23 protein-coding genes are annotated in these 24673 nt (G+C 66.0%); 9 read left to right on the forward strand and 14 right to left on the reverse strand.

Annotation, left to right across the window (positions count from 1 at the left end):
- Both G6R19_RS08655 and G6R19_RS08660 read right to left on the reverse strand, forming a co-directional pair.
- Positions 1-326: transposase (locus G6R19_RS08655; RefSeq protein WP_163164622.1), on the reverse strand; the 326-nt coding region annotated here is incomplete at its 3' end.
- Between the two features lie 264 nt (positions 327-590).
- Positions 591-2174 (reverse strand): alkaline phosphatase D family protein, encoded by a 1584-nt coding sequence (locus G6R19_RS08660; protein ID WP_163164171.1) that lies wholly within the window; start codon positions 2172-2174, stop codon positions 591-593.
- Between the two features lie 141 nt (positions 2175-2315).
- Here G6R19_RS08660 and G6R19_RS08665 point away from each other — a divergent pair, with 141 nt between their 5' ends.
- Complete coding sequence (locus G6R19_RS08665) at positions 2316-2960, forward strand: LysE family translocator (RefSeq protein WP_163164172.1); 645 nt, start codon at positions 2316-2318, stop codon at positions 2958-2960.
- Positions 2961-2970: 10 nt separating this feature from the next.
- On the opposite strand, the gene G6R19_RS08670 is transcribed toward G6R19_RS08665, so the two are convergent.
- Positions 2971-3354 (reverse strand): TfoX/Sxy family protein, encoded by a 384-nt coding sequence (locus G6R19_RS08670; protein ID WP_163164173.1) that lies wholly within the window; start codon positions 3352-3354, stop codon positions 2971-2973.
- A gap of 144 nt (positions 3355-3498) precedes the next feature.
- Between G6R19_RS08670 and G6R19_RS08675 the strand changes: the two genes are divergently transcribed.
- Complete coding sequence (locus tag G6R19_RS08675; protein WP_163164174.1) at positions 3499-4323, forward strand: SDR family NAD(P)-dependent oxidoreductase; 825 nt, start codon at positions 3499-3501, stop codon at positions 4321-4323.
- Positions 4324-4431: 108 nt separating this feature from the next.
- On the opposite strand, the gene G6R19_RS08680 is transcribed toward G6R19_RS08675, so the two are convergent.
- Positions 4432-5049, reverse strand: a complete 618-nt coding sequence (locus G6R19_RS08680) for an FMN-binding negative transcriptional regulator (protein ID WP_163164175.1) — start codon at positions 5047-5049, stop codon at positions 4432-4434.
- 4 nt (positions 5050-5053) lie between these two features.
- Positions 5054-6034, reverse strand: a complete 981-nt coding sequence (locus G6R19_RS08685; protein ID WP_163164176.1) for a DMT family transporter — start codon at positions 6032-6034, stop codon at positions 5054-5056.
- Here G6R19_RS08685 and G6R19_RS08690 point away from each other — a divergent pair.
- Positions 6033-7445: a PLP-dependent aminotransferase family protein gene (locus tag G6R19_RS08690; protein WP_163164177.1), complete on the forward strand. Its 1413-nt coding sequence runs from the start codon at positions 6033-6035 to the stop codon at positions 7443-7445. The genes G6R19_RS08685 and G6R19_RS08690 overlap by 2 nt on opposite strands.
- A gap of 3 nt (positions 7446-7448) precedes the next feature.
- On the opposite strand, the gene G6R19_RS08695 is transcribed toward G6R19_RS08690, so the two are convergent.
- Positions 7449-7976, reverse strand: a complete 528-nt coding sequence (locus G6R19_RS08695; RefSeq protein WP_163164178.1) for a hypothetical protein — start codon at positions 7974-7976, stop codon at positions 7449-7451.
- Positions 7977-8215: 239 nt separating this feature from the next.
- Here G6R19_RS08695 and G6R19_RS08700 point away from each other — a divergent pair, with 239 nt between their 5' ends.
- From G6R19_RS08700 to G6R19_RS08710, 3 genes are all read left to right on the forward strand, one after another.
- Positions 8216-11185 carry a BTAD domain-containing putative transcriptional regulator gene (locus G6R19_RS08700; RefSeq protein ID WP_163164179.1) on the forward strand — a complete coding sequence of 990 codons (2970 nt, stop codon included), beginning with the start codon at positions 8216-8218 and terminating at the stop codon, positions 11183-11185.
- A gap of 233 nt (positions 11186-11418) precedes the next feature.
- Complete coding sequence (locus tag G6R19_RS08705) at positions 11419-12858, forward strand: amino acid permease (RefSeq protein ID WP_163164180.1); 1440 nt, start codon at positions 11419-11421, stop codon at positions 12856-12858.
- A gap of 199 nt (positions 12859-13057) precedes the next feature.
- Positions 13058-13819, forward strand: coding sequence for an IclR family transcriptional regulator C-terminal domain-containing protein (locus G6R19_RS08710; RefSeq protein WP_163164624.1), 762 nt, complete (start codon positions 13058-13060; stop codon positions 13817-13819).
- Here the strand turns inward: G6R19_RS08710 and G6R19_RS08715 are convergent.
- From G6R19_RS08715 to G6R19_RS08725, 3 genes are all read right to left on the reverse strand, one after another.
- Positions 13816-14583 carry an IclR family transcriptional regulator gene (locus G6R19_RS08715; RefSeq protein WP_163164181.1) on the reverse strand — a complete coding sequence of 256 codons (768 nt, stop codon included), beginning with the start codon at positions 14581-14583 and terminating at the stop codon, positions 13816-13818. The two genes, G6R19_RS08710 and G6R19_RS08715, sit on opposite strands and share 4 nt — an antisense overlap.
- Positions 14584-14750: 167 nt before the next feature.
- On the reverse strand, positions 14751-15503 hold the full coding sequence (locus G6R19_RS08720) for a cyclase family protein (protein WP_163164182.1): 753 nt from the start codon (positions 15501-15503) through the stop codon (positions 14751-14753).
- Positions 15500-15949 (reverse strand): hypothetical protein, encoded by a 450-nt coding sequence (locus G6R19_RS08725; RefSeq protein ID WP_163164183.1) that lies wholly within the window; start codon positions 15947-15949, stop codon positions 15500-15502. The genes G6R19_RS08720 and G6R19_RS08725 overlap by 4 nt, the downstream gene beginning before the upstream one ends.
- Before the next feature lie 99 nt (positions 15950-16048).
- Here G6R19_RS08725 and mmuM point away from each other — a divergent pair, with 99 nt between their 5' ends.
- Positions 16049-17029 carry a homocysteine S-methyltransferase gene (gene mmuM / locus G6R19_RS08730; protein ID WP_163164626.1) on the forward strand — a complete coding sequence of 327 codons (981 nt, stop codon included), beginning with the start codon at positions 16049-16051 and terminating at the stop codon, positions 17027-17029.
- Here mmuM and G6R19_RS08735 read toward each other — a convergent pair.
- The gene (locus tag G6R19_RS08735; protein WP_163164184.1) at positions 17026-17577 is read right to left on the reverse strand and encodes a dihydrofolate reductase family protein; all 552 of its coding nucleotides are present in this window, start codon (positions 17575-17577) and stop codon (positions 17026-17028) included. The genes mmuM and G6R19_RS08735 overlap by 4 nt on opposite strands.
- Before the next feature lie 245 nt (positions 17578-17822).
- Here G6R19_RS08735 and G6R19_RS08740 point away from each other — a divergent pair, with 245 nt between their 5' ends.
- Positions 17823-18269, forward strand: a complete 447-nt coding sequence (locus G6R19_RS08740; RefSeq protein ID WP_163164185.1) for a hypothetical protein — start codon at positions 17823-17825, stop codon at positions 18267-18269.
- A gap of 23 nt (positions 18270-18292) precedes the next feature.
- Here the strand turns inward: G6R19_RS08740 and G6R19_RS08745 are convergent, their stop codons facing one another.
- Positions 18293-20446 (reverse strand): EAL domain-containing protein, encoded by a 2154-nt coding sequence (locus G6R19_RS08745; protein WP_163164186.1) that lies wholly within the window; start codon positions 20444-20446, stop codon positions 18293-18295.
- Between the two features lie 176 nt (positions 20447-20622).
- On the reverse strand, positions 20623-20892 hold the full coding sequence (locus G6R19_RS08750) for a GlsB/YeaQ/YmgE family stress response membrane protein (RefSeq protein WP_163164187.1): 270 nt from the start codon (positions 20890-20892) through the stop codon (positions 20623-20625).
- Positions 20893-21127: 235 nt separating this feature from the next.
- Here G6R19_RS08750 and G6R19_RS08755 point away from each other — a divergent pair, with 235 nt between their 5' ends.
- Positions 21128-21994, forward strand: a complete 867-nt coding sequence (locus G6R19_RS08755) for an HAD family hydrolase (protein ID WP_163164188.1) — start codon at positions 21128-21130, stop codon at positions 21992-21994.
- A 49-nt stretch (positions 21995-22043) separates the two neighbouring features.
- Here the strand turns inward: G6R19_RS08755 and G6R19_RS08760 are convergent, their stop codons facing one another.
- Positions 22044-23423: a UDP-glucose/GDP-mannose dehydrogenase family protein gene (locus G6R19_RS08760; protein ID WP_163164189.1), complete on the reverse strand. Its 1380-nt coding sequence runs from the start codon at positions 23421-23423 to the stop codon at positions 22044-22046.
- Positions 23420-24610, reverse strand: coding sequence for a glycosyltransferase family 1 protein (locus tag G6R19_RS08765; RefSeq protein ID WP_240341813.1), 1191 nt, complete (start codon positions 24608-24610; stop codon positions 23420-23422). The genes G6R19_RS08760 and G6R19_RS08765 overlap by 4 nt, the downstream gene beginning before the upstream one ends.
- Positions 24611-24673 lie beyond the last annotated feature (63 nt).

A 24673-nucleotide genomic window follows, 5' to 3' on the forward strand; every position in this document is an offset into this window, starting at 1 on the left:
GTCTTGGGCCGTCCGGGAAGGTGCCTGACATCCCGGGCGTTCACCAGCCACGGCTGAAGCCCGTGGGCCTCGAGGAGATAGAACACCGGCTTCCAATAGTCGCCGGTCGCCTCCATCACCACCCGCTCGATACCAAGCCCGACCAGACGGTTCGCCAGCTCTCCCAGCGAACGTGTCATGGTCGAGTGCGTGCTCACTTCCTGCAAGCGTTTCTTCCGGTTTCCCTCTGCGGGAATCCGAACGCAGCACACCAGCTCGGCCTTGCCGATATCCAGTGCAGCGACCCTGGCAATAATCTCTTCCTCATCTTGGGACTCAGCCAGCATGGACTCCGTCATCTCCTCCCGAACGCGCCCGCCGAACATAACAGCGGCCGCCTGGGGAATCACGAGGGAAAGGAAAATCTAGTCCTCGTTCTCAACAACGGAAACAGTAAAGGGCTCACGTCATGATCCCCAACACCTGGCTACCTAACGGCCTCAAGGAACCAAAGAACCACGGCTTCGACAGGCGACCACACGCACATTTTCAGCCCGGAACGGGCGCCCCGCAAGGGACACAAAGGCTACTTACTTTAAGAGGCGGGCAAGTTACGCCTGCAGGCCGGGCACTCCGTCCTGGATCCGGAACGAGGCCTTCGTGCTGACCGGGGAGCCCGGCGTGGTGACGTAGTCAAGCACCCGGAAGTTCGCGGTCATCGCATCCTTGGTGATCCTGGTGTTCACGTACCCGCGCGAATCGTTGTAGAACTTCAGGTGCGGGTTCCATGCCATGGTCGGGTCCGTGGTGGAGCCCGTGCCGTTGCCGGTGGACGTGATGGACGTGCACACCAACTCCGAACCCACTACCGGGGATGCGGGGTCCCTGTAGTCCACCTTGAGGTCGTTGGCCCAGTTGCGGTGCACGTCACCGGTCAGTACGACGGCGTTGCGCACCTTCGCGTCCAACCAGCCCTGCGTGATGCGGCGGCGGGAGGCGGCGTACCCGTCCCAGCCGTCCATCGAGACGTCGTCCACGTCCAGTGCCTGGGCGCGGTCCCGCTCAGCGAAGAACACCTGCTGGCCCAGGATGTCCCAGCGCTGGGTGGAGTTCTTGAACCCGTCCAGCAGCCACTTCTCCTGCTCGGCGCCGGTGATCGTGCGGTCCTCTGCGAGGCGCTCGGCCACGTTCTTCTTCCAGCCGTCGCCGGCGAGCTGGTCGTCGCGGTACTGCCGGGTGTCCATCATGTGGAAGTTGGCCAGCTGGCCCCACTGGATGGTGCGGTAGATCTTCATGTCGAACCCGGCAGGGACTGACGAGGCACGCAGCGGCATGTTCTCGTAGTAGGCCTGGAACGCGGCCGCCCGTCGCTGGCGGAAGCGCTCCGTGGTGTCGTTGAGCTGGCCGGCGTCCCGGTTCTCCGGGACCTCATCCGCCCAGTTGTTGTCCACCTCGTGGTCATCCCATACCACCAGCCAGGGCGCGATCGCGTGCGCCGCCTGCAGGTCGGCGTCGGACTTGTACTGGGCGTGCCGCTGCCGGTAGCCCTGCAGCGTGGTGGTCTCCGGGCCCTGGTGGTCGCGCGGGTTGCCGCCGCCGATCACATAGCTGTCCTTCTTGTATTCGTAGAGGTAGTCGCCCAGGTGCAGCACGAGGTCCGGGTGGTCCTGGGCCAGGCGGGTGTAGGCGGTGAAGTAGCCGTGCTCGTACTGGGAGCAGCTGGCGAAGGCCATGGCCAGGGCGGCCGGCGTCTCGTGCGGTGCCGGTGCGGTCAGCGTGCGGCCCACCTGGCTGATGTGGCGGCCGCTGCGGAACCGGTAGAAGTATTCGCGGCCGGGCTTCAGGCCCTTCAGCTCAACGTGCACGGAGTGGGCGGTTTCGATCCGGGCGTGTTCGACGCCGCGGGCTACTACGGTGCGCATGTTGGCGTCTTCTGCGACTTCCCAGGCGACGGGGACCTGCCGCGAGGGCATGCCGCCCAGGCCGTCCTCGGCCAGGGGATCCAGGGCAAGGCGGGTCCAGATTACGAAGCCGTCCGGCCACGGCTCGCCGGACGCGATGCCGAGCATAAACGGATCAGTGCGGAGGCCGGCGTCGTCCGCTGTGGAAACCGCCACGGCGGCACCCGGCAGGGCGGCAACAAGGCCGGCCCCGAGGCCGGCGGAAATCAGGGATCTGCGTGAGATGTTATCCATGCCCTCGACCGTATGGAGGCCGGTTGGACAGGCCCTGAGGACGACGTGAATGGGTGGTTAACTGCGTGACAAAAACAGTCGCGGCTTCTGTTGGCGTTCCCGATCATGGGCCCCGATGCCTGGCCCCCATATCCTTGGACGGTGACTCTCCTTCAGGCTGTTGTGTCGTTTGCCTTGGTTGCCGGACTTTTGACGCTGGTTCCCGGCTTGGACACTGCTCTTGTCCTGCGCTCGTCCATTTCCAAGTCGCGCCGTTTCGCCTTCGCCACGGCGCTGGGCGTCAGCACTGGGGCGATGATCTGGGGAGTTGCTGCGGCGGTCGGCGTCTCCGCACTTCTGGCTGCCTCTGAATTCGCCTACCGGATGCTGACCATCGCCGGGGCGGCGTACATGATGTGGCTGGGGCTGTCGCTGCTGTGGAAGAGCCTGCGCCACGGCAAGGCTGCGCCGACGGGCGACGATCCGGTGCCTGCAGGCGGGGACGGCATGGTCAAGGGCTGGCTGACCGGGACCGGCACCAACCTGCTCAACCCGAAAGTGGGCGTCTTCTATATCGCGACCATCCCGCAGTTCATTCCGGCAGGGGCATCACCCTTGCTGGTGGGCATCCTGCTGGCAGGCATCCACTGCATCCTGGCGATGGCCTGGTTCACCCTTCTGATCTTCGCCACCGGCCATGCCTCCCGCTGGCTCAAAGGTGCCCGCAGCATCCGCATCATCGACAGCATCACCGGAACCGTCCTCGTGGGCTTCGGCCTCAGGCTCGCCCTCGAACCGGCCCATTAGCTTACCCGCACTACTTCGCTGCCCGGGCTTTCGGAGTCTTGGGTTCCTTTGGCGGCAGCCCCGCCACGTACTCGAAGGCTTTGTGGATCCAGGCTTTCGCGCGTGCGTCGTCGCCGTCGCCCTCCTCGTTCCACATCTCCGGGAGCCCGGTGTAGCCGCCCATCGGGCGCTCCGCGGGGCCGAACGGGACGGTCCGCTCCGCGCTTTCGAGTTCCTGCCGGTCCCCGGGCGAGAGTTTGATGCCGATGGTGGGCCCGAAAAGCCCGGCGAACATGTTGCCGTTCACAAAGGCGCCGAGGTTCCCGAACATTGGCTTGACCACAACGTCCGGGCGGTCCGGAACCAGGGACCTGAAGCGCTCCTTGTCCCCGTCCGTTGCTTTTGGCATCTCCATGACGGTCCTCCCTCGGCTCGGCTGGTGTCTGCAGGATATGCCGTGGCAGGGGCGGCAGGGAACACTTGGTCTGCCGGCGTCGTTGTGCCAGAGGCGGCGTGCTCCAGCTTCGCGCCTGACGTTCCATCGACCAAAGGACACTCCTTGACCTCTCGCACCATCGTGATCACCGGCGCCAGCGACGGCATCGGCGCAGCAGCCGCGCGGACGCTGGTGAAGGCAGGGGAGCAGGTGGTCGTCGTCGGCCGCTCCGACGAGAAGACCCGCGCCATTGCCAAGGAGCTTAACGCCGATTACTTCGTCAGCGACTTTTCCGAGCTCGCGCAGGTCCGCACCCTTGCCGCCCAGCTGAAGTCCGACTACCCGCGCATCGACGTCCTGGCCAACAACGCCGGCGGCATCATGGGCAAGCGCACCCTCACTGTTGACGGCAACGAGTCCACCTTCCAGATCAACCACCTGGCGCCGTTCCTGCTCACCACCCTGCTGATGGACACGCTCGTTGCCAGCCAGGCCAAGGTGATCAACACGTCCAGTGCCGCCAATGGCTTTGGCAGGCTGGACCTCTCGGACCTCGCCGCCGAACGCAGCTACTCCACCAACCGCGCCTACGGCACCGGCAAGCTGGCCAACATCTTGTTCACCGCCGAGCTGGACCGCCGTTACAGTGACCGGGGCATTACGACGGCGGCGTTCCACCCGGGCGTGGTCCGCACCAACTTCGCCGCGGAGTCCACCAGCCCCTTCCGCCACGCGTACAAGACCCTGCTCAACAGGTTCATGCTCACCCCGGACCAGGGCGCCGACACCATGCTGTGGCTTATCAACGGCACCCCGGGCAAGGACTGGTTCTCCGGGGCCTTCTACGCCAAGCGCGCCATGTCCAAGGCCAACCCCCAGGCCTATGATGCCGAACTGGCGCGCGGGTTGTGGGAGAAGAGCGAAGAGCTGGTCCGGGCTTCTTCCTGACGCTGCCGGCCTGGCCGGAATGCGTAACTCTTAGACTTCCTTGCCCGCACAACCCGCTCCATACCGGGCTTCGCGGGTGGGCTGGTGCCCAAAAGTTACGCATTTCCGTCAGCGGACGCGCTCGACGTCGGCAGCAGCCTCCGTGTGCCCCCGGGCTGACAGCCCGGCAACCACGCCGTCAACGTCAGCTTCGGGCCGGTTCTGGCTCAACTTGGCCTTCGCTTCGATCCTGGTGATCACCAGTTCAACGCCGACGATGGCCCGCAGTTGGCCGGCGATAAAGCGCCCAGGGGCATCGTCCACGCTCCACGGGTGCTCAAACCCGGCTTCGTGCACGCGGGTGAGCCGCCGTACCTGGCGCTCCAGCCACACCGGATCATCATGGATCACCAGCCGCCCGTAGACGTGGGCGGTGGTGTAGTTCCACGTTGGCACAACGCGGCCGTGCTCAGCCTTCGAGGCGTACCAGGAGGGTGAAACGTAAGCGTCTGCGCCCTGGATGATGGCCAGCGCTTCCCCGACGGCCGGTTCGGACCATTGAATGTTGTTCCGGGCGAGGTGCCCCTGCAGCGCGCCGTGCTCCCCGGCGTCGGGGTCGAAGACAAACGGCAGGAGCGTTGCCAGCAGGCCCTGCGAGGTCATGGTGACCAGGTTAAGGGCGCCCGGCCGGGAAAGCAGACCGCGGACAGTCTCCGGGGTGGCAGCGAAATGGGCTGGGGTGTACATGGTGCTAGTCCTTTGCGGGCTGAAGGGATGGGGTGGAATGAAGAAGCTGGACGGGCCGTGCCGGGGCAGGCTTGAGCCGCACCCGAACTGCGGCGCCGGCACATAGGATCACAGCCAGGCCGCCGACTATGGTGGCCCAGCTCAGCGTTTCTCCCAACAGGAGAGCCGCCCAGCCAATGCTCAGCACGGGCTGGATGAGCTGAATCTGGCTGACCTGGGCGATAGGGCCAATCGCCAGGCCGCGGTACCAGGCGAAAAAGCCCAGGAACATGCTCACCACGCCGAGGTAGGCGAAGGCCAGCCACTGCGCCGGGGAGGCGGATGGTGGCTGCGCCGCGACGGAGAGCGCGGCCAGGACCAGCATCAACGGCGAAGCGAGGACCAGCGCCAAGGAGATGGTCTGCCAGGCCCCGAGCTCACGGGCCAGCAGGCCGCCCTCCGCGTAGCCGATCGCAGCAGCAGCCACCGAAGCGAGGAGCAACAGGTCCGCCCAGTGGAGCTGGCCGAGGCCGCCGGACTGCAGGGAACCGAAGACGATCGCCGCAAGGGCGCCCACGGCGGTGATAAGCCAGAACGCGAACGGAGGACGCTCGCGCCCGCGGAGAACAGCCGCGGTAGCCGTTGCGGCGGGGAGCAGCGCTATGACCACGGCACCGTGACTCGCCGGCGTGCTGGTCAGGGCAAAGGACGTCAGTAGCGGAAAGCCGATCACGACGCCGGCTGCCACCACGGCGAGACGTGCCCATTGCATCGGACGGGGGAGCCGCTGCCGGGTAAGTGCCAGGGCGGCACCCGCCAGCACTGCCGCTACTACCGTCCGGCCCGAGCCGATGAACAGCGGCGACAGGCCGTCGACAGCCACCTTGGTGAACGGGACCGTGAAGGAGAATGCCGCGACGCCAAGAAGGCCCAGCCACAATCCGGAGGGCTGCGAAAGCGGTATCACTGTGCGCTTCGAAAGAGTAGCGCTACTATTGTCTTTCATGAACAACGATAGCAGTTCCCGGATCGTGGCGCACCTGAAATCGTGGATGGCTGCAGCCGCGCCCGGTGCGAAGCTGCCTTCCACCCGTTCCCTGGTGGCCGAATACCAGGCCAGCCCCGTCACGGTGCAGAAGGCGCTGCAGACACTCGCTGCGCAGGGCCTCATCGAGAGCAGGCCCGGTGTGGGGACGTTCGTGCGTGCCGCCAGGACTGCGAAGCCGTCGGACTACGGCTGGCAAACGGCGGCGCTCCGGTCACCGCTGGCGGCACTGCCGCCCGCTTCTTCAACCATGCGGGACGTGCCGCTCAATGCAATCTCTTTCCATTCCGGCTACCCGGCGCGTGAACTGCTGCCTGAACGGCTCGTGCGGGCCGCGCTTACCCGCGCCGCCCGGGGGGACGCGGCGTTGTCGCGGCCGCCGGCCGCCGGCATGCCGGAACTGCAATCGTGGTTCGCCCATGAACTTGGCGCGTCGACGCCCGCCGGCACCACACCGCCCAACCCAAGCGACGTCGTCGTACTCCCCGGAAGCCAAAGCGGACTGAGCTCGATCTTCAGCGCCCTGGTGGGCAGGGGCCAGCCGCTCCTGCTGGAATCGCCCACCTACTGGGGCGCGATCCTCGCCGCGGCGCAGGCTGGCGTGCACGTTGTCCCGGTGCCCACGGGCCTGGACGGGCCGGACCCGGCGGAGTTGACACGTGCGTTTGAGGAGACCGGAGCAAGGGTGTTCTACGCCCAGCCCAACTACGCGAATCCAACGGGCGCGCAGTGGTCGGCTGAGAAGCGCGACCAGGTCCTCGACGTGGTGCGTGCCCAGGGAGCTTTCCTGGTGGAGGACGACTGGGCGCACGATTTCGGCATCAGCTCCAACCCCGTTCCTGTCGCTTCCCGTGACGACTCCGGCCACGTGGTGTACCTGCGCTCGCTGACCAAGAGTGTGTCCACGTCCATCAGGGTGGCCGGGGTGATCGCCCGTGGTCCGGCGCGTGAGCGCATTCTTGCCGACCGCGCAGCCGAATCGATGTACGTGAGCGGGCTGCTGCAGGCGGCAGCGCTCGACGTCGTCACGCAGCCGGGGTGGCAGACGCACCTGCGCAGCCTGCGGCACCAGTTGGAGTCCCGCCGCGACCTGCTGGTCACCAGCCTGCGCGAGCACGCCCCCGCGGCGCACCTCGTGCAGGTGCCAAAGGGCGGCCTGAACCTGTGGGTACGTCTGCCCGACGGAACCGACCTTGAGCGGCTCACCCGGGACTGTGAGGCCGCGGGCGTAATCATCGCTGGGGGAAACGAGTGGTTCCCAGCCGAACCGGCGGGTCCCTTCATCCGGCTCAACTACTCGGGAACGAATCCGGGCGCCTTCCCCGAGGGCGCCCGGATTATCGGCCACATGCTGGAGCGGAACCTGGCTTAGGTGTCAGCTGGCCAGTTCGGCGCAGACGTCCAGTGATTGGCCGGAGGTGCTTAGCAAGGTGAAAACACCAGTGGCGGGGTCAACGTTGTATACGATCTTTCCGGTGTAGTGAATGGTGGACGGACCTTCTGGCTCGTCGGTGGGGAACAAGATGAGGCCGTTGTGGCCGGTAGCGGTAACTGTTTGTGTGCCGTCCGGATTCGTAACCGTCTCAGTCACTGAGCCGTCAGTTCGAATCGTAAGGGAGTCAATTGGCGTCGGGTTGCGTCCCGGCTTGTATCCATAGTTCGTGTAAGTGATAACGGTGCCCTTGCCCGAAACCAGTAGCCGAATCGTGTTCCCGTCCTCATCCACGAATTCCTTGGTTTGTAGATTCCCTCCGGTCCAAGAGACGCCAAGCCTGAAGTCACACCCTGTCTTGACCGGCAGGATAAAGGACACGTCCTCCGCAACGGCCGCTGGCGCCGGTGCGACAAGGGCGGCTGCAGCCAATGCAGCCGGGGCGAATGCACGGGCGATAGTAGTTTTCATGGGATCTTCCTTTCAGATGTACTCGGATGAGTGGCTCAAGATTGACTCCCGGGGCTTAAGCCGCCCTTAATCTGCGCCGGAACTCTGGACCATCCTCGGAGCCAGGAGCATGATGGGCTTTGATGTTGCCCCCAGGGGCACATCGTGTGTGAAGGGCGGGCGCTAGGGGTCGCTGGTTGAGGGTTCTGCGGGACGGGCGTGGCCCGTTTCCGCAGCCGGTCGGTGAGGGGTGCTCGGGGATGGGCGCACTGTGGATCAGGGCTCTGGGTCCGTTGGAGGTCATAGCCGACGGCGCATCGGTTCCCGTGACCAGCAGGAAACTGCGGATCGTCCTCGAATGCCTGGCGCTGCGGCCAAACATCGTCGTCAGCACCGACTTTCTGGCCGAGGCTGTTTGGGCCGGCCAGCCGCCCGCGCATCCGCTACCGCAGCTGCAGGTTTACGCGGCCAATTTGCGGGGCCTGCTGGAACCGGGCCGGCCTAAAGGCTCCGCCTCCCATCGACTTGCCAGCAGGCCGGGCGGCTATCTGCTGGCAGTGGGGGACGATGAACTCGACCTGCTCCAGTTCCGCCAGTACGTCGCCACCGGTGAACAAGCGGTGCAGACGGGCAAGCTGGTTGAAGGTGCGGACCGGCTGCGTCAGGCACTGGACCTGTTCAAAGGGCCGGCCTTCCCCGACCTTGGCGACATCGAGCTGCTGGCACCGGACCTGGACGCGCTGGAAGAAGCGCGGCTCGACGCGTACCAGGATCTCTTCGACATCGAACTCGCCTTGGGCAGGCATACCGCTGTGGTGGGGGAGGTGCAGCGGATGGTCTCGGAGCATCCCTTCAGGGAACGGCTATGGGCATCGCTCGCGCTCGCGCTGTACCGTGCAGACCGGCAAGCAGATGCCCTGGCAGCGTGCCGGGAGGCGCGGAAAACCCTGTCAACGGAACTTGGCATTGATCCCGGCGAGCATCTGCAGGAGCTCGAAAGACTGGTGCTCCAACAGGACCCGTCACTCGGTGCTCCGGCCGCTAACGGACATCACCGGAGCCGGCAGCGCATCGAGAACCTGCCTGCTGCCCTCACTCCGCTGGTAGGGCGGGAGGCCGAACTGGGGGAGGTGTGTTCGCTGTACCGCTCGGAGGGCTGCCGGCTGGTTACGGTGACGGGTGCGGGAGGAACGGGGAAGACCCGCTTGGCTTTGGCGGCTGCTGCCCGGCTGGGCGAGCGCATGGCCGACGGCGTGGGCTGGGTCAATCTGGCACCACTCACCCGGGTTCAGCAAGTGCCCGGCGCTATCGCGGCGACACTCGGACTGGAGGCGAGTGCCGGGGAGGATCCGCTGAAAATAGCTTCCCGATTCCTGCACACCCGCCGACTGCTTCTGGTTCTGGACAATTTCGAGCATCTGGAGGACGCATGGCCGGTGGTGCTGGACATGCTGACCGCCGCTCCTGACCTACGGATCCTCACCACCAGCCGGCGGCGCCTCGGGCTCCGTCCCGAGTACGAATTTGAGCTGGCACCGCTTGAAGTGCCGCCAGTCGACCCGCCGCTGCCACCGCGCCACCTACGCGCCGTGCCGGCCGTGAAGCTGCTCCTGAACCGAGGCCGGGCAGTTCGCCCGCAGTTTGACGTCAACGATGACAATGCCGCCGTAATAACTCGTCTGTGCCAGCGTTTAGACGGCCTTCCGCTGGCTATCGAGCTGGCCGCAGCCCAACTGCGCCGCCTCAATGAGCGCGACCTCCTGGATGATTTGGAGGTCAGCCTGGCCGCGTTGCCCGACACCTTCCGGGACCTCCCGGACCGGCAGCGGACGCTCACCGCCACGATGGAGTGGAGTTACCGGCTGCTCCCGGACCCTGAACGCGTGGTCTTCGATCGACTCGGCGTTTTCGCCGGGGATCCCACGGTGACGGCGACTCACGCAGTTTGTGGTCTAACCGCAGCTGACAAAACGTCCACAGAAGTCCTGCTGTCTGCGCTCGCGGGTCACAGCCTGCTGCGGCGCTACACTGACGACGCAGGGCGGGAACGGGTGTCAATGCTCGAATCGATCCGCGAGTTTGCGCGGGACCGGCTCGCACTGCTCCCGGAGGAATCCAAAATCAGGCGCCGGCACGCCGAGCACTACCTTGCCCTCGCGGAAGCAGCCGGGCCGCAGTTGTGGGGAGAGGATCAGGTTGACGCGTTCCGGACACTTCACACCGACACCCTCGACCTCCGGGCGGCACTGCGTTGGGCGGCGGGACCCGACGGCTCCAAAGATGTAGCGCTCGGTCTGGTGGGGCAACTCTGGCACTACTGGGAGCTGACCGGCGACGTGGCCGAACAGTGCGGGGTCGCCCTGAAGCTGCTCGACGGAACACCTGGCGCCCCACCGGAGCTTCGGGCGCCGGCGTTGAGCGGCGCCGCTACGCTGACCTGGACGCTGGGCCGGTATGACCAGGCGGCCCACCTCCACCGGCAAGCCCTTGATGCATTTAGGCTCACCTGCAACAGCAAGGGGGTCGCCTGGACCACCATGTGCCTTGCCGTCCAGGCTGCGCAAAACGATGACCGCGATAATGCCGAGCGATTAGCAGTAGAAGCTTTGTCCTACCCCGGCGCCAGCCATCGTGCCCGCGTTGCCGCCTTAGTTGTGCTGTCACGTCTCGCCTTTTATGCGGGGGATCATCCGCGGGCTTTTGAGCTGTCGCAGTTGTGTGCGGACTCTGCCCGGCCGCTTGGAGACCGGTGGCTCCTCGGTGTGGTGCTCACAAACCTTGCAGAAAGCACGGAACAGGCCGGCGATTACGACGGCGCCGAGCGCCTGCTCCTCGAAGTGGTTGGCGATGCCCTTCAGCTCGGTGCATACGGCAACGTAGTCGGTTATCTCGAGTCATTGGCAGGTGTGTACGCAGCGAAGAACAGTATAGATTCAGCCATCCGGCTGCTCGCTGCCGCTGACGCCTACCGCACGGAGCACGGATCGCTACTAAATGGGGAAGAACGCAAACGCGTCGAAGGAATCAGCGCGAGGGCCAGGGCCGAGGCCGGACCCGTCCGCTTTGGCCTCGCTTGGGCCAGCGGCGCGGCGCTGACCCTTACACAGGCAGCGAACGAAGTGCTCCAGGGCGGGCGCCAGAATGAATCCTCGGTGACGTCTACTGGGGAGTCCGCCCCTACAGCCCGAGCCGCAGCGGAAAGTGCTGTTAGTCCGGCTCCCTGGTCCTGACTGCAGACGGCGAGGGCGGCACCCAACGAGTGCCGCCGTCGGGCGTTACTCGGGGTGGTCGCCCGAAGTAACAACGTGCAATATAAGCATTGCTATATGTCTTTGATGATTGGAAATTCGGCTTGCGTGCTACTTTCAGCACTGTCGACGTGCACTTCTTCGTTTCCCGGGAGCGGGACCAGGGATTGTGCGCGCCCCATCGCACCGATCGACCCCCCACATTGGAGACGCCCGTGGAACCCTCAGCACCGCTCACGCTGGATGAACAGTCAACCAGCCCGGCTACGCAACAAGCGGAGTCCGGACTTCGCCGCTCGATGGGCCCGCGCCACCTGGTGATGATCGCCATGGGCGGCGTCATCGGTTCCGGCCTGTTCCTGAGCTCCGGCTACACCATCTCGGAGGCCGGCCCGCTCGGCGCCGTGATCGCCTACCTGGTGGGCGCCTTTGTGGTGTACCTGGTGATGGCCTGCCTGGGTGAACTCGCCATCGCCTACCCGGTGTCCGGCGCGTTCCACATCTACGCCGCCCGCTCCATCGGCCCCGCCACCGGCTTTGCCACCGCGTGGCTGTACTGGCTCTGCTGGGCGGTGGCCATTGGCTCCGAATTCACCGCCTCGGGCCTGCTGATGCAGCGATGGTTCCCGGACGTTGAGGTCTGGGTCTGGTGCCTGGTGTTCGCCGCTATCCTCTTCGGCTTCAACGCCGTCTCCTCCAAGTTCTTCGGCGAGTCCGAGTTCTGGTTCGCCATTGTGAAGGTGGCCGCGATTATCGGCCTCATCGTCCTGGGCGGCGCTGCCCTGTTCGGCTTCCGCCCGCTCGTCGGCGGGGGAGAGCACCCGTTCTTGTTCGAGAATTTCGCCACCGAGGCCGGCCTGTTCCCCAATGGCTTCACCGGCGTCCTGGTCACCGTCCTCGCCGTCTTCTACGCCTTCTCCGGCTCGGAACTCATCGGCGTGGCAGCAGGCGAAACCAAGGACCCAGCCACCAGCATCCCCAAGGCTATGCGCACCACCGTGCTCCGCCTGCTCATCTTTTTCGTCGGCGCCATCGCCGTCATCGCCGCCACCATCCCGTACACCGAGGTGGGCCTGGACGAGAGCCCGTTCGTGACGGTCTTCTCCGCCATCGGCCTCCCGTTCGCCGCCGACATCATGAACTTCGTCATCATCACCGCCCTCCTCTCCGCCGGCAACAGCGGCCTCTTCTCCTGTGCCAGGATGCTCTACTCACTCGCCGATGAAGGCCACGCACCCCGCGCCTTCAAAAAGCTGACCAGCCGGGGCATTCCCCTGATCGCGCTCTCGGTGAGCATGGTGGGCGGCGTCGCGTCGCTGATCAGCAGTGTGGTTGCCCCGGAAACGGTCTACCTGGTGCTGGTCTCGGTGGCGGGCTTCGCCGTGGTGGGCGTCTGGATGTCCATCACCGCCTCGCACTTCTTCCACCGCCGCGCCTTCGTCCGCAACGGCGGCGACGTGTCCACCCTCGCCTACAAAGCGCCGCTGTTCCCGCTGGTGCCCATCCTGGCGTTCACCCTCTGCGTGGTTTCCCTGATCGGCATCGCACTCGACCCCGCCCAGGCCGCCGCGCTCTACTTCGGCATCCCGTTTGTGGCCGCCTGCTACCTCTGGTTCCACTTCCGGCACGGCCGCAAGGCTGTGCCCGCGAAGTAACTGGCCGCGAAGTAGCTGTCCGCCACGTAGCGGGCCGCCACGTAACGGGAGCGAACGACGGCGCCAGCCCGCGTTAGGGGCGTCACGCACCTTCCCGGAGGGCCGGCGTCGTTCTTTCCGGCGCCCGTCCTGCCGCGCCTTTCGGGGCGGGTGCCGTGGAAGAATAGGGCGAGGTTTCCGGCGGGGAGGGGCAATGAGCGTGGATTCGTCCGCTGAGGCGTCATCAATGGCGCAGGGCCTGCGGATTGTGCGGCTGGTGGCCGACCGGGAGAAGCGGGGCCGGCAGCTGCTGGGTGTTTCGCAGCTCGCCGCCGAGCTGGAAATGGACCAAAGCCGCGTCTCCCGGCTGACCCAGGAACTGTGCGACCTCGGGCTGCTGGAGCGGGTGGACCGCGGCCCGTTCCGGACCGGCCAGCGCTTCTTCAGCCTCGCCGCGTCAATGAACACCGGCTGGGTCCGGGAAGCTGGAACCGAACTCGAGGCGCTGGTTGCCAGACTCGGACTGCGGGCACGGCTCTCAGTCCGCGACGGCTACCGCGTGATCCTGCTCCGGAGTTCGAGCAACGACGCCGTTCCCGGAAGCTTCGTGAAACCGGGCATGGTGACTCCCGTCTGGTGCACCGGCGCCGGCCGGGCCCTGCTGTGGGATCACGACCGGCCCGCCCTGGATGCCCTGCTCCGGGACGTGAACTACATCGGCATCGGGGGCCCGGGTGCTGCCCACTCCACCGGGGAGGTGTGGGACCTGATGACGCGGGACCACGCCGCAGGGTTCATTGCCGCCGCTGAGGAATTCGAGCACGAGGTGGTGGAACTCGCGGTGCCTGTGAGGGACGCCGGCGGCGCAATCCTGGCCTCGCTCAGCGTGCTGGGCAGCCGTGAAGCGATCGGGACTGATGCGGGCTCTTTTGCTGCAGTACTTGGCCAGGCTGCGGAACGGCTCGGAGCCTTTCGGGCTTAGTCCTGCAGGTTGTAGCCGAGCCTTTGTTCGAGCCACTTGCCCTGTGCCACCAGCGCGGCGGCGCATTCTTGCTGTCGCGGCTCCAGCCGCTCCCTGATGCCGACGATCTGCAGCGCCGCCACCACGTCACCCTTGAAGTCCCGAATGGGGACGGCCAGCGAGTACAGCCCTGGTTCGGCCTCCTCGTCCACGATTGTGTAACCCCGTGCGCGGGCGGCTTCGCGGCGCACCAGGAAGTCCTCCACGCTGGAGGGCGTGTTCGGGCCGTGGCGGACGAAATCCATATCCGCGAAAACGGTGCGCACCTCTGCCTCCGACGCCTCCCACAGGACTGCCTGGCCGGCGTCGCTGCAGTAGGCGGGGTAGGGCCGGCCCAGCCAGGAGCCCACGAGGTTGCTGCTGGGGGGAACGCTTTCGCCGATGGTCACCGTGCTGTCGCCATGGAGGACCCCCAGGAAGCAAGCCTCGTCGGTCTCACGGGCCAGCGTATCCAGGGCGGTGCCGCCGTCGGAGTGTAAGCGGCGTTCCGTCAGCAGTTGCGCGTCGGTGAGCACAGACCAATCCAGGGTGTAGGTGCGCTGGCTGGTCCGGCTAAGGAAGCCCTCCTGCTCGCCGCTGCGCAGGTTGCGCGACACCTGGCTGCGGTCCTTACCCAGGTCCTGAGCGACGTCAGCCACTGTTCCGCCGGGGTGTCCCGCTGCATGGCGCGCGCCAACAGCAAGGACGGCCATGATGCCGCGGCCCATGCTGGAGGTTTTAGGCATGGAGTCGAGTCTAGTGGACGGCTTTCCCGCCAGGTTTTGCGGGCAGGGGTTCACCGGCTGGCCGCCGGAATCGCCGGACAGTGCCAGGACGCTGGAATTTCCGGCGACCCCGCACTGTTCCGGCGACCACGGCGCAGCTGAGCAGAATACCGGTCCGTAAAGCCACATCAGCAGATGGCAAACACCCGCGCCGGGAAACCGCTGCCGCCCAGCGGTTTGGCCCAGGTTGCGACGACGGCGGCACCGGATTCCGGAAGCCCGTCCAGGTTGGCCAGCAGTTCAATCTGCCAGCGGTCCTGCTCCAGGACGTAGGTTTCCAGGCTGAAGTCCTGGCGGGAGGTGGCAAGGCCGGGGTCCGTGTCCGTCTGCTCGTGGCCTACGGCTGCGACCGACCGCTCGTTGACCAGGAAGGACAGCACCTCGAAGGACCAGCCTGGCGTGTGGCTCAATCCGTCCTCGTCCCGGTTGGCCATCGCGTCCGGGTCCGGCCAGCGGCTGCTCCAGCCGGTGCGCAGGGCCACGAAAGCGCCCGCCGGGATGGTGCCGTTCCGGCGTTCCCAGTCCTGTACGTCCTGCAGGGTGGGGGTGGCATCCGGGTTGCCGGTCACCCGCGAGGTGATGTCAAGGACCACCAGCGGAAGGATCATCTCCTCCACCGGGATCTGGTCCAGGCTCCTGCCGCCGCGGATGAAATGGGAGGGCGGGTCCACGTGTGTTCCCCACTGGCCAACGATTGTGTACCGGTGGGCCGTGAACCCGTCACCCTTCTCGAGGTCGAAGAGTGCTTCGCGTTCCTCATCCGGGAAGGCCGCGAAGTGTGGCTGGCCGGGGTGGAAGGCGTGCGTAAGGTCAACGAACTTCCTGCCCGAGAGCAGCGGCTGCAGGCTCTCCCAGAGGGAAACGGTGGCGGTGTCCGTCATGATGCAGCAGCCCCTTCGGTGATCGGTGCCAGCGCACTGCTGGAAACGCTGATGGGTCCGGTGAGTTCGATGACAGGCACTTCCCAGGGGTGGATCTCCACGATCTGGCGCATAAAGCGTTCGACGGCGGCGTCCTCCAGGGACGCATCGAAGTAGGTAGTGAAAACGAAGGTTGGTGACAGGGTTTGCTCGCCCACGCGTCCCAGCGTGGGGTTGGCGCCCTCGGCCGTGGTGAACCCTTCGAACCCCAGGCCGGATTCGAACACGTGCTTGTAATTGCCAAAATCGCCCAGTTCCCGGAACTGTGTCAGGGCCTGGAGCAGATGGGCGATGCCCGGGTCGTCCCGGAAGGCACTGGCTTTGCCTTTGGCGAGCTGTGCAAAGGTGGTGCCGCTGATGGGCCAGTGCACGCGCAGCTTGCGTACCGGGTGCAGTTGAACGTTCAAGGCCTGTCCTCTTTCCTCCCGCCGGGCTGACGGTTGCCTGCCATCGTGACAGAAAGAAATAATCATTACAAGCATAAGGAAATGCGTATTATGACTGGCATGCCTTCGAATGCGTTCCTGTCATCCCTGCTGGAAACCGGCGGGGACCTGCCCGCGGACGGTGCCTTGGCCACCGAGCTCGAGGCCCGCGGCTGCAACCTGGATGATCCCTTGTGGTCGGCCAAGGTCCTGCTCGAACAGCCCCACCTGATCAAGGACGTCCACCGCGACTATTTTGCTGCCGGTGCCAGGATTGCAACGACCGCCAGCTACCAGGCCACGCCCCAGGGTTTTGCCGCGCGGGGGATCGGGGAGCAGGAGGCGCTGGAGCTGGTGGCGTTGTCGGTGCGGCTGGCAGACGAAGCCCGCCAGGAGCACCTTGCCGCCGCCCCGGACGCCAGACCATTGCTCATTGCCGGCTCCGTCGGCCCGTACGGTGCGTACCTTGCCGACGGCTCCGAGTACCGCGGGGACTACACCCTGACGCCGGGCGAATTCCGGGACTTCCATCGTCCCCGCATTGCCGCGCTGGTGGAAGCCGGCGTGGACTTCCTCGCATGCGAAACCCTGCCGTCATTTGCCGAGGCTGAGGCGCTGCTTGCACTCACCCGGGAGTATGACGTCGAGTCCTGGTTCTCCTTCTCGCTGCGGGATGGCAGGCACATCAGTGACGGTACCTCGCTGACAGCCGTGGCCGGACTCCTGGGCGCGCAGCCTCTTGTGGCCGCAATCGGCGTGAACTGCGTGCCGCTGCAGCTTGTGACGCCCGCGCTCGCCGCGCTGCGCGAGGCCACTGACAAACCGTTGGTGGCGTATCCCAACTCCGGCGAAACCTACGATCCCGTCACGAAAACTTGGGCACCCGCCTCAACAACGGGAAGCAGCGGGTCGGTTCCCGCCGCCGGCAGCGTTGCCCAGCCACGCAGCATCGCCGTGGGGACCGCAGCCTGGCGCGGAGCCGGTGCCCGCATCATCGGTGGTTGCTGCCGAACGACGCCCGGCGATATTGCCGCCGTCACAGCTGCCATGCGGGGCGCTTAGCCCTCCAGTCGCCCGTACACGCTGACCACATTGCCCTTGCTGGTCCGATACTGGTCCTGCAGCACCAGCCGGGTGGTCGGGTCGCCGTCCTCAAAGAGGCGGCGGCCGCTGCCGGCCACCACCGGGTGGGTCATCAGCGTGAGGGAATCCAGCAGCCCGGCGAACAACAGCTGCCGCGTCACCGAGATGCTGCCGCACACGGCGATCTCACCGCCGTCGCGCGCCTTTAACTTGGCCACGAACTCTTCCAGCGGTGCGTCCATCAGCTGCGAATTCTGCCACTCCAGCGGTTCCTTCAACGTCCGGGAAGCCACAAACTTCTCCACGGGATTGATGAAGCCTGCAAAGTCCTCGTCCACGGAGGCGTTGGGCCAGTAGCCCGCCCACTCCTGGTAGCTCACCCGGCCCAACACCACGGTGTCCACCGTTTCCATCATCCGGGTCAGGCCCACGCCGAGTTCATCATCAAAGCTGTCGAACTGAAACTTGTAAGGATCCGACACCACGCCGTCCACGGAGTGGAACAGACCGGCTGTGACTTTACGCATGGGAACCTCCAGGTTGGCACCATCGGTACGGGCAAGCCGGCTCCGGGTGGCCGGACAGGTCCACCGTATTAGCTGCATCCGCGGCAGGGAAGAGGGCTGCCGGCTGAACCGCCGACGGGACTCTGCGGCGGCCCCGGCGTTAGGTTCATCACCACCGCCTGCGTGTTGCCCGAATTCACGGCCCGGCAGCCCCATACTGGTTTTGAGCGGCTGTTGCCGTGCCCCGGCCAGGCAGGAGGAAGTGCATGGAAACCCTGAAAAAAATCGTGTCCAACCAGTATTTCCCAGCCGCCGCGGTACTCGCCGCAGTGGTCCTTTTCTGGGCCGTTGGGCTCCTTGGCGGCCTGTCGCTCCTGCACAACAACCAGCCTCCGCTGACCACCCTGACCTGGATTTTGTTCGTCTACGGGGCAGCAGTGCTCACCCCGCTGGCCGGTGCCCTGGCCGCCGTTGACCTGGTCCGGCGCTGGAAGCGAAACCGGGCCGCCGCAGCAGCTTACGCGGCTGAAGAAGCGTACGCCGTTGAAGAAGAACCTGCAGTTGAAGAAGCCCAGACCGCGGAAGCAGCGCACGCTGAGCCGGTGCCGGACCAGCAGGCGTCACCCGCCTCCGCGCCGCGGCCCGGCCAGAACGCCACATCCGCCGCACCGAAGAAGAGCGTCAAGCAGGCGGGACGCAAGCAGGCCGCGTAACGCCGTACTTCGGTTGAGGCGCCCTACCGGGCCTTGAGAGCGATAAGCGCTTCTTCCGCGTGGCGCAGGGCATACTCCAGCCGCTCACCGGGTTCCGGCAATGAGAACAGGTACCCCTGCAGCGAATCGCACTCCAGTGCAGCCAGATAGTCAGCCTGGGCAGCCGTCTCCACGCCTTCGGCCGTCACTGTCAGCCCCAGGCTGTGCGCCATATTGATCATCGAGCTGAGGATGGGCAGCCGCTCCGCGCCCGTACGGACCATCGAGATAAATGTTTTGTCGATTTTCACCGTGTCCACCGGCAGGTCCTGCAGCCGGCCCAGCGAGGAATAGCCGGTCCCGAAGTCGTCCAAAGCAACCCGGGCTCCCGCATCCCGCAGCGTGCTGAGCTGTTTGATCAGGCTGCAGTCGGCGTCGAAAAACACGCTCTCAGTCACCTCCAGCACCAGCTGGTACGCGGCCACTCCGCTGGCTTCGGCGAGGCGGAGGACCTGCTCGGCGAAATCCGGTTCCTGCAGCTGGACGCCTGAAACGTTCACGGACAGGGAGCGGGACGGGTCCTCGCTGAGCCAGGAGGCCAACTGCACCATGCCGAGGGCCATCACCTCCGCGCCGATCTCGCCGATCAGCCCGGTGCGTTCGGCCAGCGGGATGAATACCGACGGCGGGACGCGCTCGCCGCCCCGGTCCCACCTCGCCAGCGCCTCGAACTTAACAACCTGGCCCATGCGGTGCGAGACAATCGGCTGGAAGTCCACCGAGATTTCCCCCCGCGCCACGGCCAACTGCAAACCGCTTTCCATGTCCGTCCTTTGCACCAGGGCCGCCATCATGTCCGGGTGGAACCTCAGGAAGCGGTTTTTGCCGGCAGCCTTGGCAGCGTACATGGCGATATCCGCGTGCCGCAGCAGCTCTGAGGCTCCTACGCTTTCCTGGCCCAGGGACGCCAGCCCCAAGCTAAGGCTGGGCCGAAGCACAGTGCCGTTGATGGTGACGGGCACGTGCAGGCACCGGACAATGCAGGCAGCAATCGCATCCGGGTCCGGGCAGGCCGTCAAAAGCACCACGAACTCGTCGCCCCCGAGCCGGGCCACCACATCGGCGGTGGGCACGCAGCCACGCAGCCGGCGGGCCACCTCGATCAGCATGTCGTCGCCGGCCTGGTGCCCCAGGATGTCGTTGACTTCCTTGAAATCGTCCAGGTCCAGCAGGAGGACGTCCACTGCCTTCAGCCGCGGCTCTGTCAGTGCGTCCACCAGTCCGTCATTAAAGACGGCCCTGTTGGCAAGTCCGGTCAGGGGATCCTGGAAGGCCATGGTGCGCAGTTTCTCAGCCTGGGCAGCGAGGTCGAGCATCGCCTGGTGCGCCTGCTCCTGGGCCTTCCGTCGCGGAGTAACGTCCCGGAAACTCCACACCCGGCCAACAATGTTGTCGCCCACGCGCTGCGGGCGCGAATACCGCTCGAAGGTGCGGCCGTCCTTGAAGTCCACCACGTCGTGGCTTTCAGCTGCCGGGTTGTCCTCCAACTCGTTGACCCGGCCCATAAAAGCGACCGGATCTGCCACTTGGGCAACAACGAGCCGCATAATCGGTTCTTCACTGTCACCGTCCAGCAGTTCCGGCGGGATGCCCCACATTCGGAGGAACTGGTCATTGAAACCGGCCACACGGCCCTCGGCACTCATAACCAAAATGCCGTCGGCCGTGGACTCCAACGTGGCAGCGAGCAGGGACATAGCCTCACGCAGGTCCTCGTCCGCTGACTTCCGGTGCGACGTGCCGCGGACGGACAACAGCAGCTGTGGTGCTGCTTGGCTGCCGCCTTTGCTGGTGGCGGAAAGGTCCGGGACCAGCGATGCGGTTACCTCCGCCGGAAACTCGCTCCCGCTGCTGTGCACCCCGTAAACCTCCCGCGGCCGAGGGTGTCTCCCGGGCTGCGCGAGAAGCTGCTGGAGGAGTTGGTCCACCTCGTCGCGGAAGCCCTCCGCAAGCAGCACCTGGTGGTTGCGGCCCGTCAATTCTTCCCGGCTGGCCCCGAAAAGCCACTCGGCGGCGGCGTTGGCCATGGTAACGGTGCCGTCGGGTGCCAGTGCGAGGAGTGCGTCCGGGCTGGCGTCCAGCACTGCCCCAAACGCTTGTGCTGTGAAACTCTTGCTCTGGCTCCGTGAATCAGCCATGTCACCACCCCCCTCGCACATCATAAAGTGCGGACGCGGGAAATTGTTGGGTCGGGCGGAAGCAGTTTCCCGAACCGGAGATATTGCCGCGGACCGCTCGGGGCAGGCGGGCAAGCAAAAGCGCCGCCCTCCGCTTGCGGAGAACGGCGCCTGCCCTTATGAAATGTGTTTGGCGGCTACACCCGGCGATGGCTGCGGTTGGTGACTGCACCGTAAACCAGCAGCACGATAATCGACCCAAGAATGGCCAGCAGCCACGTGCGGATATCGAAGAATTCAGCCAGTCCGCCACCGAAGATCAGGGAGCCGATCCAGCCGCCCAGAATAGCGCCGACAACCCCGAGGACCAGGGTCATCACCCATCCTCCCCCCTGACGGCCCGGCAGGATGGCCTTTGCAATAGCTCCGGCGATCAGGCCCAAAATGAGAAATCCGAGAATACCCATGTTGTCACTCCTTAATCAGTTAAGTTGTGCCGGGCCCCCATTTCCGGTTCCATAATTCAAGCAGTGTGCTTACTACACTTCAAGGCTTGTTTATTACGGGATGGCTGTCAGTTTGGGCGGTGGGAATGCAGCTTCTTGGCAGGGCTGGGGAAGCAGCAGCGAAATCAGGGATTCCGCGGGTGTGAACGCTCTTCGATAGAGTTGACTATCCCGCTATCCAACTAGGAGCTCCGGCATGTCCAGCCAGCAGACCGTCCGCCCGCGCGCCATCTTCCTCGATATCGACGGCACCTACGCTGACCACGGTTTGGCCCCGGAAGCCCATGTGAAGGCCGTCCGCACCGCCCGTCGGCTGGGACACCTGGTCTTCGTCTGCACCGGGCGGCCGCTGTCCATGGTCCCCGGCCATATCCTGGAAGCCGGTTTTGACGGCAGCATCACCGGAGCCGGCGCACGGGTGGAGTGTGGGGGACAAGTCCTGAAGGACACACGATTCGAACCGGAGCTGGCCGCCAGGATTGTGGAGACGCTGGACGCCCATGACGCCGCCTACATCCTGGAAGCACCCGAGGCCCTGCACGGCCGCACGGGCGTGGACCAGAGGCTGCGGGAGGTGCTTGGACCCATTTTCGCCGGACGCCCACAGCACGACGGAATCCTCAGCACTGATGTGGATCCCCTGGAGGACATCCTGGGCCCCATGCAGTACAGCGACAACCTGCGCACAACGTCGTACGCCAAAATATCCTGCTTCGATTCGCCGGTGCCGCTGCGGCAGCTGGTGGACGGGCTCGGGCCGCAGGTTGGGCTGATCCCCAGTTCCCTCTCCGCCCTGGGCGACAGGGCCGGGGAAATCTTTATGGCCGGAACCCACAAGGCCGTAGGCATCCAGGTGGTAGAGGCGCACCTCGGGCTTGACCGTGCGGACATCGTGGCCATCGGAGACAGCGCCAACGACATTGAGATGCTTGAGTACGCCGCTGTGGGGATCGCAGTGGAAGGCGGGCACCCGGCTGTGCTGGCGGTTGCTGACCGCATTACCGCCGGACCATCCGGAAACGGCGTGGCGCTCGCCTTCGCCGAGCTCGGCCTCCTGAACTGAGCCTCCTTCCTGAGCTGGGCCTCCCCCTGAGCTGGGCCTCCCTCCTGAGCTAGGCCCGGGGGAGAGCCCTCTCCAGCGCCTGATCTTCCGTGCGTCCTGTCCCAAGGCCCCGGACCAGCCAGCCTTCGGCCTGCCAGGCCGCAGCGTCCAGGACGTTGCGCGCGTCCAGCACCACCCGCCGTCGTACCAGCCCGCCCGCAATGGCCGGGGAAAGGCGGCGGTATTCGTCCCACTCGGTGAGCAGCAGTACCAGCTCGGCGCCCTCGAGCGCCCGTTCGGTGGAGGCCTCGAATCGAAGGCGGGGATAGCGGCGCCAGGCGTGGTTCACTGCCTTGGGATCCGTGACCGTCACATGCGCACCGGAAGCCGCGAGACGGTCGGCAACGTCAAGGGCGGGGGAATCCCGGATGTCGTCCGTGTCCGGTTTGAAGGACGCACCCAGCACGGTAAGGGAGCGCCCTGCGAGGTTGCCGCCGCAGAGTTCAGCGGCCAGGGAGACGGCACGCCCGCGCTGGCCCAGGTTCACGGTATCAACCAGCCGCATCCAGTCGTCCACGGCAGCGACGCCGAGGGCTGATGCCTGGGACCGGAAGCTGCGGATGTCCTTGGGCAGGCAGCCGCCGCCGAAACCCAGCCCGGCGTGCAGGTACCGCCCGCCGATCCGCGGGTCCATCCCCATTGCCTCGCTCAATTCCGCCACGTCCGCGCCCGAAGCGTCGCACAGCTCGGCCATGGCGTTGATGAAGCTGACTTTGGTGGCCAGGTAAGCGTTCGCCGCTGACTTGATGAGTTCCGCGGTGGCGAAGTTGCAGACCAGGCGGGGAATTCCGGCGGCGAGCAGCGGCTCGTACACCGCGTCCAGGGCGGCCGTGACGCCCAGCGGCGCCCCGGTCCGGAGGTTGAACGCGGCGGTGCGGCCGCCTTCCACGCCGTAAACCAGCCGGTCCGGCACCAACGAGTCTTTCACCGCGGTGCCTTGCCTCAGGAACTCGGGGTTCCAGCCCAGCAGCACATCGGGCCGCGCGGCCAGCAGGCCGCGAAGCATGTCCACCGTGCCCACGGGCACAGTGGATTTTCCAACGACGACGGCGCCCGCCGCGAGGTGCGGCAGCAGCGCCTCCGCGGCGGACACCAGGTAGGTGAGGTCGGCGGCGTCGGACGTTTTGTGCTGGGGCGTGCCCACGCACAGGAAGTGCACCTGGGCGCCCTTGGCGGCAGCCGCAGTTGTGGCAAAGCTGAGCCTGCCGGTCGCCAGCCCGTCCTGCAGCAGTTCGTCCAGCCCGGGTTCGTGGAAGGGGGCCGCGCCGCGTGCAAGCTGCTCCACCTTGCCGGGGTCGACGTCGACGCCCACCACAGTGTGGCCCATGGACGCCAGTGTGGCGGCGTGCACTGCGCCGAGGTAGCCGCACCCGATCACGGAAATTTTCACAGTTCCCACCCGTGCCCTAACCTCGCAGGCCCGGCCAGGGAACCCGGCGGGCGTGGGCCCGGCGCAACCACCGGCTCACTACTGGTCACGGAGTGGTAATGCCGGACCAGTTCGCTGCAGAGCGCGGGCCACGTCCTGTCCTGCACGGAGGCGTGGGCCGCTGCCGCGAACGCGCGGCGCTTGGCGTCGTCGCCCATCAGGTCCAGGACGCGGGCGCGCATGCCGGACAGGTCCCCGGGTTCGTAGAGCCAGCCAGTCCGGGAGTTCTCCACCAGATCAAGGGGCCCACCGCGGCCGGTGGCCACCACCGGCACACCGGAGGCCATGGCCTCCTGGATTGTCTGGCAGAACGTCTCGAACTCGCCGGGGTGGACGAACAGGTCAAAGGATGCAACAGCACGTGCCAGTTCCGCGCCGCCCAGGAACCCGGTGAAAACTGCGGCCGGCAAGGCTTCCTCCAGTGCCGCCCGCTGCGGCCCGTCGCCCACAATCACCAGTTTGGTGTTGGGCACTCCGGCCAGGGCAGCCAGGTCCTCCACCTGCTTCTCCACGGCCAGACGGCCCACGTAGCCGATGATCCGCTCACCGCCGGGAGCCACGGCAGCCCGCCACCCGTCGTCGCGCTTTTCCGGCGAAAACCGGGCCGTGTCCACGCCCCGGCGCCACATCTGCACCCTCGGGATGCCGCGGCCGCGCAACTGGTTCAGCGCGAACGTGGACGGCACCAGGGTGCGGGTGGCGAGCAGGTGGATGTTTTCCACCCGGTTCCAGGCCCAGTTCTCCAGGAACGGCACACCGTACCGGGCCGCGTAGCTGGGAACTTCGGTCTGGTAGATGGCCACGGTGGGGATGCCCAACTGGTGGGCCGCCTGGGCAGCCCGCCAGCCGAGGACGAAAGGCGAGGCCAGGTGCACGACGTCCGGCGCGTAGTCGGCAAGGATTCGCTTGACCCGGTACACACCACCCATCGCTACCCTGACGTTTGTATATCCGGCCAACGGCACCGCAGGCAGCCGGTGGATCTCCGCGCCCTTGACGCGCTCCGGCGCTTCCCCGTCCAGCGTGGAGGGCGCGATGACCAGGACGTCATCGCCCCGGTCCTCGAGATGCTCCAACACGCGCAGGATGGAATGCGTTACGCCGTTCATCAGCGGCAGGAATGATTCAGCGACAATTGCGATCCTCACCCCTCCACGGTGGGCGGGCGGCGTTGCCGCGCGGGGGACCGGATGTGACGCCGGGGGAAAAGT

Source organism: Arthrobacter sp. Alg241-R88 (assembly GCF_900537115.1).
GTDB lineage: Bacteria > Actinomycetota > Actinomycetes > Actinomycetales > Micrococcaceae > Arthrobacter.

Excerpts from the sequence above, each read along its gene's own strand:
- G6R19_RS08660 (WP_163164171.1), bottom strand. The coding sequence starts at position 2,174 with ATGGATAACATCTCACGCAGATCCCTGATTTCCGCCGGCCTCGGGGCC.
- G6R19_RS08670 (WP_163164173.1), bottom strand. The coding sequence starts at position 3,354 with ATGGAGATGCCAAAAGCAACGGACGGGGACAAGGAGCGCTTCAGGTCC.
- G6R19_RS08680 (WP_163164175.1), bottom strand. The coding sequence starts at position 5,049 with ATGTACACCCCAGCCCATTTCGCTGCCACCCCGGAGACTGTCCGCGGT.
- G6R19_RS08690 (WP_163164177.1), top strand. The coding sequence starts at position 6,033 with ATGAACAACGATAGCAGTTCCCGGATCGTGGCGCACCTGAAATCGTGG.
- G6R19_RS08685 (WP_163164176.1), bottom strand. The coding sequence starts at position 6,034 with ATGAAAGACAATAGTAGCGCTACTCTTTCGAAGCGCACAGTGATACCG.
- G6R19_RS08695 (WP_163164178.1), bottom strand. The coding sequence starts at position 7,976 with ATGAAAACTACTATCGCCCGTGCATTCGCCCCGGCTGCATTGGCTGCA.
- G6R19_RS08700 (WP_163164179.1), top strand. The coding sequence starts at position 8,216 with ATGGGCGCACTGTGGATCAGGGCTCTGGGTCCGTTGGAGGTCATAGCC.
- G6R19_RS08715 (WP_163164181.1), bottom strand. The coding sequence starts at position 14,583 with ATGCCTAAAACCTCCAGCATGGGCCGCGGCATCATGGCCGTCCTTGCT.
- G6R19_RS08720 (WP_163164182.1), bottom strand. The coding sequence starts at position 15,503 with ATGACGGACACCGCCACCGTTTCCCTCTGGGAGAGCCTGCAGCCGCTG.
- mmuM (WP_163164626.1), top strand. The coding sequence starts at position 16,049 with ATGCCTTCGAATGCGTTCCTGTCATCCCTGCTGGAAACCGGCGGGGAC.
- G6R19_RS08735 (WP_163164184.1), bottom strand. The coding sequence starts at position 17,577 with ATGCGTAAAGTCACAGCCGGTCTGTTCCACTCCGTGGACGGCGTGGTG.
- G6R19_RS08740 (WP_163164185.1), top strand. The coding sequence starts at position 17,823 with ATGGAAACCCTGAAAAAAATCGTGTCCAACCAGTATTTCCCAGCCGCC.
- G6R19_RS08745 (WP_163164186.1), bottom strand. The coding sequence starts at position 20,446 with ATGGCTGATTCACGGAGCCAGAGCAAGAGTTTCACAGCACAAGCGTTT.
- G6R19_RS08750 (WP_163164187.1), bottom strand. The coding sequence starts at position 20,892 with ATGGGTATTCTCGGATTTCTCATTTTGGGCCTGATCGCCGGAGCTATT.
- G6R19_RS08755 (WP_163164188.1), top strand. The coding sequence starts at position 21,128 with ATGTCCAGCCAGCAGACCGTCCGCCCGCGCGCCATCTTCCTCGATATC.